This window comes from Mycobacterium sp. 852002-51971_SCH5477799-a, from assembly GCF_001667145.1.
GTDB lineage: Bacteria > Actinomycetota > Actinomycetes > Mycobacteriales > Mycobacteriaceae > Mycobacterium.
The window spans coordinates 1-2,248 of the sequence record NZ_LZIF01000048.1 but is presented as its reverse complement, the minus strand read 5'-3'; the positions used below and the strand labels follow the sequence as shown (position 1 = coordinate 2,248).

Below are 2,248 nucleotides of genomic sequence, written 5' to 3'. Positions count from 1 at the left end.
GCGTGGTCGATGCAGGTCCTCGAGGCCGGCTCAGTGGACGCCCGCTCCTGCCTGCAGCGGGTGGAGGCGCTGTCCGACGAGGCGCTCGTGGCGGCCCGGGCGCGGTTGAATCCGGCCGCCGGTCTGATGTTGAGCGCGCTGTGGGTTGGTCCCAGCAAGCAGCTGGTGTTGATCGTTCACCATTTGGCCGTCGACGGGGTCTCGTGGCGCATTTTGCTCGAGGACCTCAACATCGCCTGGGCCCAACATCGCGGCGGGCAACCGATAGACCTGCCGGTGACCGGGACGTCGTTTGCGCGGTGGGCCGCGTTGCTCGCCGAACACGCCCACAGCCCAGACGTGGTGGACCAGGCCGAAGTCTGGCGGAACGTGGCGGGAGCCCCGGCCGTGCTGCCGGCGGTTCAGCCGGCAACGGATACGTTCGCCGCAGCGGGGCACCTGTCGATGGCGTTGGATGTCCAGACCACCCGGCTGCTGCTCGGCGAGGTGCCGGCGGCGTTTCATGCCGGGGTACAAGACATTTTGTTGATCGCCTTCGCGTTGGCGGTGGCGGAGTTCGCGAACACTGGTGCCGCGCCGATCGGTATCGACGTGGAGGGCCACGGCCGGCATGAGGACCTGGCGCCCGGTGTCGACCTGTCGCGCACGGTGGGTTGGTTCACCTCCAAATACCCGGTGTCGTTGACCGTCGGTGGACTGCGCTGGACTCATGTGACCGCCGGCGAGGCGGCGTTGGGTGCCGTACTCAAGGACGCCAAGGAGCAGCTTCGCGCCCTCCCGGATTCCCTGACCTACGGTCTGCTGCGGTATGTGAACCGCGAGGTGGACCTCACCGGTTCCGAGCCGGTGATCGGCTTCAACTATCTCGGGCGGCTGGGCGCGTCGGGCGGCGACACAGCGATGAACGCCGATGTGTGGTGGCCGAGTCGGGAAGGCTCGTCGGGCACCGGCGCCGTCGCGGCCATCCCCATGCCGCTGATGCACACCGTGGAGCTCAACGCCGGCACGGTCGACACCGACACCGGGCCGCAACTGCACGCCGATTGGATGTGGGCACCTTCGTCGCTCGATCACGCGCAGGTCAGTCGGCTCAGCCAGCTGTGGTGCGACGCCCTGGCCGGGATCTGTGCGCACGTGCAACGCGGGGGCGGCGGGTTGACCCCGTCTGACATCGCCCCGGCTCGGCTGAGCCAGCCGCAAATCGACCAGCTTCAGCGGGAGCAGCAGATCGCCGACGTGCTGCCCCTGACCCCGGTGCAGCAGGGGTTGTTGTTCCACGCCAGCACGGTGCGGGGGAGCGACGACGATCTGTATGCGGTGCAGCTGAATATCGCCGTCACCGGTGCTCTCGATTCCGGCCGTCTACGCGATGCGGTACACACCGTGGTCAACCGGCATCCGCATCTGGCGGCCCGATTCTGCGCGCAATTCGATGAGCCGGTGCAGATCATCCCTGCTGAACCGGTGGTGCCTTGGCGGTATGTCGACCTCGACGGCAACGGCGACCTCGACGGCGACGGCCTCGACGTCGACGTGGATGAGCTGGTCGATCAGCTATGTGCGGCCGAGCGTGCGGCGGTCGGGGATCTGGCCGGTCAGCAGTCGTTCCGGGCGGCGTTGATCCGCGTTGGGACGGATCGGCACCGCTTCGTGCTGACCAATCACCACATCGTGGTCGACGGCTGGTCGTTGCCGATCTTGCTAGCGGAGATATTCGCCAGCTATCACGGTCAGGCCCTGGCCCCGGCGGGGTCGTATCGCCGGTTCGTGACCTGGCTGGCCGATCGTGATCTGGATGCCGCTCACGCGGCCTGGGCCGAGGTGTTGGAGGGCTTTGACAGCCCCGCTTTGGTCAGCTCGGGGCGCAGGCTGGCGTTGGGAACCCGTGCCGTCGAATCGTTCCTGCTGCCTGCCGAGACCATGCGGGCCGTCGGCGAGCTGGCCCGCTCGTGTCAGACCACAGCCAACACGGTGCTGCAGAGCGCCTTCGCCCAGTTGCTGTGCTGGCTGACCGGCCAGCACGATGTGGCATTCGGTACCACGGTGTCGGGCAGGCCGGCCGACGTCGTCGGGGCGGAATCGATGGTGGGGCTGCTGATCAACACCGTTCCGGTCCGGGCGCGTCTGACACCCACCACCACCGCCACCGAGTTGCTCGCGCAACTCCAAAACACGAACAACCGCACGCTCGAGCACCAGCACCTCGCGCTCAGCGAGATCCACCGCATCACCGGGCACGAGCAGCTAT

1 protein-coding gene is annotated in these 2,248 nt (G+C 67.7%); it reads left to right on the top strand.

Features of this window, described 5'->3' with window-relative positions:
• On the top strand, positions 1–2,248 hold a 2,248-nt coding region (locus A5753_RS05570; protein ID WP_231990007.1), incomplete at both ends, for a condensation domain-containing protein.